This window comes from Streptomyces misionensis (assembly GCF_007896895.1).
In the GTDB taxonomy this organism is placed as follows: domain Bacteria; phylum Actinomycetota; class Actinomycetes; order Streptomycetales; family Streptomycetaceae; genus Streptomyces; species Streptomyces misionensis_A.
The window spans coordinates 70,334-74,660 of the sequence record NZ_VOGW01000044.1 but is presented as its reverse complement, the minus strand read 5'-3'; the positions used below and the strand labels follow the sequence as shown (position 1 = coordinate 74,660).

The following is a 4,327-nucleotide window of genomic DNA, read 5'->3' as shown; positions in this document are numbered from 1 at the left end:
GCCAGTGGTCGAGGGCGGCGGACTGGTCGGCGGCCCGCTGCCAGAAGGCGTAGTCCGCGTAGTCCAGGGGAAGTTCGGGCAGATCGGCGGGGCGGCCCCCGGTCTCGGCCAGGTACAGCTCGGTCAGGTCGCGGACGATCAGGCCGAGGGACCAGCCGTCGGAGACGATGTGGTGCATGCCGAGGACCAGCACATGGTCGTCGTCGGCGGCGCGGACGAGGGTGGCCCGGAAGGCGGGTTCCCGGGCGAGGTCGAAGGGGCGCAGCGCGGCGGTGTGCGCGGCGGCGGCCAGCCGTCCCTCGCGCTCGGCGCCGGGCGGGGCGGTGGCGTCCACCACGTCGAGGCAGTCGGCGGCCGGCGGCAGTATCCGCTGGTGCGGGATGCCCTCGTGCTCGGGGAAGACGGTCCGCAACTGCTCGTGCCGGGCGGTCAGCCGGGTGACGGCCGCGCGCAGGGCGGGCAGGTCCAGCGGGCCGGTGAGGCGCCAGGCGGCGGGCAGCAGGTAGGTGGCGGCGCCGGGGTCGAGGCGGTCCAGGAAGTACAGGCGTTGCTGCGCGGGCGACAGCGGGATCCGCTCCGGGCGGGGCCGGACCCGCCGCGGGCCGTCGTCGGGTACGGCGGTCCGGCCGCGCAGCCGCTGCTCCAGCAGGCGCCGGGCGGCCGGGGACAGCCCGCCGGCCGGGGCCTGGCCGGTGGCGGCGGGGCCGGGGCGCACGTCGGATGTGGTCATGGGGGCACTCCGATCTGAACTCTGTCGGGAAGAAGCCTGGTTCGGGGCGGTGGCGCCCTCAGAAGTCGGCGGTGAGCGAGAGGTCGATCTCGTCGTCGCTCATCTGCGAGATCAGCTCCAGCAGCCGGCGTTCCACCTCGGCCGCGAGGCGGCCCACCGTGGGGTGTTCGAAGAGGTCCCGGACCTGGAGCGGGCAGTCGAAGGCGGTGCGCAGCCGGGAGGCGACCGCCACCGCGCGCAGGGAGTGGCCGCCCAGGGCGAAGAAGTCGTCGTGGACGCCGACCCGGGGCAGGTCCAGCACCTCGCACCAGATCTGGGCGACGACGGTCTCGGCCGGGGTGCGCGGTGCCACGAAGGCGTGCGGCTCGCGGGCGGCGGGCTCGGGCAGGGCGGCGGTGTCCAGCTTCCCCTGCACGGTCAGGGGCAGCGCGTCGAGAAGGACGAGCGCCGACGGCACCAGGTAGTGCGGCAGTTCGGTCCGGCAGTGGGTCTCCAGCGCCTCCTCGGACAGTCCGTCGCCCACGACGTAGCCCACCAGGGCGCTCTCACCGCGCAGGGTGCGTACGACGACCGCCGCGCCCCGCACCCCGGGGTGCCGCCGCAGCACCGCCTCGGCCTCCTTGGGTTCGACGCGGAACCCGCGGATCTTCACCTGGTCGTCGTTGCGGCCGAGGAACTCCAGCTCGCCGGTGGGCAGTCGGCGTACGACGTCGCCGGTGCGGTAGAGCCGGCCGCCGAGCGCGCCGAACGGGTCGGGCACGAACCGTTCGGCGGTCAGCCCCGGCCGCCCGAGATAGCCGCGTGCCACCTCGCTTCCCCCGACGAGGAGTTCACCGGGGACACCGGCCGGGGCGAGTTCGCCCGAGGGGTCGACCACATAGGCGTGGCGCCCGCCCAGCGGCCGGCCGATGGGCACCCGCCCGTCCGGGACGGCGCGGACGGTGTGCGCGGTGGCGGAGATCACGGCCTCGGTGGGCCCGTAGGTGTTGAGCACGGGCACCCGGGGCAGGTGCGCGAACCAGCGCTCCAGCGGGTCGGCGGGCAGCGCCTCGCCCCCGGTCACCAGCAGCCGCAGGGACGCCAGGCGCGGTGCCAGCCGGTCCAGCCGGGAGACCAGTTCCGCCCAGTAGGACGGGGTGAGTTCCATGACGGTGACCCGCTCGGCGGCGACCCGTTCGGCCAGTTCCTCGGGGGCCCAGATCTCGTCCGGGCGCACGATCACCGTGGCGCCGGTGCTCAGCGCGGGCAGGATCTGTTCCAGGGAGGCGTCGAACGAGGTCGAGGCGAAGGTGAGCACCCGGTCGTCCGCGGTCAGCGCGAACCGTTCGCGGGCGGTGGCCACATGGGCGTCGAGGGCGTGGTGCTCCACGCCGACGGCCTTGGGGCGGCCGGTGGAGCCCGAGGTGAAGATGACGTACGCCAGCTCGCCGGGGTCGGCGGTCCGCCGGGGCCCGTCGGGCCGGGGCCGCACGTCCTCCACGGCGACGGCCGCCACCCCGAGGGCGGTGACGATGGCGCGGGTGTGCGCGTCGGCCACCACGTGCCGTGCCCCGGCCTCTTGGAGCATGTAGCGCAGGCGTTCCTCGGGCAGCCGGGCGTCGAGCGGGACGTAGACGCCGCCGGCCCGCCAGACGGCGAGCATCGCGGCCACCGACCACACGCCCCGTGCGACGCAGACGCCGACGGGGTCGCCGGGGGCCACTCCCCCGTCGGCCAGCGCGGCGGCCAGTCCGCCGGTCAGGGCGTCCAGCCGCGCGTAGTCCAGCGTGGTGCCCTCGCAGACGACGGCGGGGTCGTCCGGCCGGCCGGTCACCCGCAGCCGGGGCGCCGCCGGCACCTCCCGGCCCGCGGTCGCCACCAGGACGTCGCGCTCCCCCGGGGACAGCAGACAGGCGGCGTCGACGCGGGCGCCGGGGTCGGCGAGGAGGGCCTCCAGCAGCAGGCCGACATGGCGGGCGAAGCGGGTGGCGGTGGCCGCCTCGAACAGGTCGGCGGCGTACTCGACGTTCAGGGCGAAGCCGCCGGGGCGCACCACGAAGGTGGCCGTGAGGTCAAACTTCGCCGACTCCCAGGGCAGTTGGAAATCGGTGGTGTCGAGTCCCGGCAGTCCGGAGCCGCCCGTGGAGCCGTCCTGGACGTCCACCATGACCTGGAACAGGGGGTTGCGGGACAGGTCGCGTTCGGGGCGCAGCCGCTCCACGACCCGCTCGAACGGCACCTCCTGGTGGTCGAAGGCGCCCAGCACGACGTCCCGCACCCGGTCCACCAGCGCGGCGAAGGTGGGGCGCCCCGACAGGTCCGTGCGCAGGACGACGGTGTTGACGAAGAAGCCGATCAGCGGCTCCAGTTCGAGGCGTCCGCGGCCGGCGACGGGGGTGCCCACGGGAACGTCGGTCTGCCCGGACCAGCGGGACAGCACGGCCTGGGCGGCGGCCAGCAGCACCATGAAGCGGGTGGCGCCGCGGTCGCGGGCGAGGGCGTCCACGCGCGCCACGAGCCCTGCGGGCAGCTCGACCTCGACCGCGCCGCCCCGGCCGGCGAACACGGCCGGGCGGGGCCGGTCGGCGGGCAGGTCCAGGGTGGGCGCCTGCTCCAGGGTCCTTTCCCAGTAGGCGAGTTGGTCCTGCAGGGCGCCGCTGTCGGCGCGCTCGCGCTGCCAGACGGCGAAGTCGCCGTACTGCACGGGCAGTGGCGGCAGTCCGGCGGCGCGCCCGGCCCGCCGGGCCGTGTAGTGCCGGGCGAGTTCGTCCAGCAGGACGCCCTTGGACCAGCCGTCGGTGACGGCGTGGTGCAGGGCGAGCAGGACCACGTGGTCGTCCTCGGCCAGTTCCCACACGCCGGCCCGCAGCAGCGGCGGCCGGGCGAGGTCGAAGCGGCGCGTGGCGAGGTCGGCGGCCCGCCGCCGTACGGCGTCCAGCCGGGCGGCCACGTCCGGGCCCGCGGGCGCCGCCTCCCAGTGCAGCGGGACCGCCATGGGGTCGCAGACCTGCTGCACGGGGCGGCCGTCGGACTCGATCAGCGCGGTGCGCAGCACCTCGTGCCGGGCCACCAGGTCGTCCAGGGCCTGCTGCCAGGCGGTGCGGTCGAGTCCGCCGCGCACCCGGTGGCAGTACCAGAGCAGATAGGAGTCGCCGCGGTCGGAGGTGCGGTCCAGGAACCAGAGGCGTTCCTGCGCGAAGGACAGCGGCAGCGGCCGGGCGCGGTCCACGGGCACCACGTCGGTGGTGCCCGACGCGCGGGCGCCGGCGACGCGGGGGGCGAAGCCGCGCACGGTCGGGTGCTCGAAGAGGGTGCGCAACTCGATGTCCCGCCCGAGCCGCCCGGCGATCCGGGAGACCGCCATGGTGGCGAGCAGGGAGTGGCCGCCCAGGTCGAAGAAGCTGTCGTCGATGCCGATCCGGTCCACTCCGAGGACCTCGGCCCACACCTCGGCCACGAGCCGCTCGGTCTCGTCGCGCGGCGCGCCGCCCCCGGGGTCCCCGGCCGAGCGGGACCGCTCGGGATCGGGCAGGGCGCCCCGGTCCAGCTTGCCGGAGACGCCGACCGGGAGGGCGTCCAGGACGACGAAGTCGGAGGGAACGGCGTAGTGCGGCAGTT

General features: G+C 75.8%; 2 protein-coding genes. Both read right to left on the bottom strand.

What is annotated here, in order from left to right; all coding sequences use genetic code 11:
* The coding region (locus FRZ03_RS08205) for a condensation domain-containing protein (RefSeq protein WP_261398718.1) at positions 1–730 on the bottom strand (730 nt) is incomplete at its 3' end.
* Between the two features lie 58 nt (positions 731–788).
* Positions 789–4,327 (bottom strand): amino acid adenylation domain-containing protein (locus FRZ03_RS08200; protein ID WP_261398717.1); only part of this gene is annotated, 3,539 nt, incomplete at its 5' end.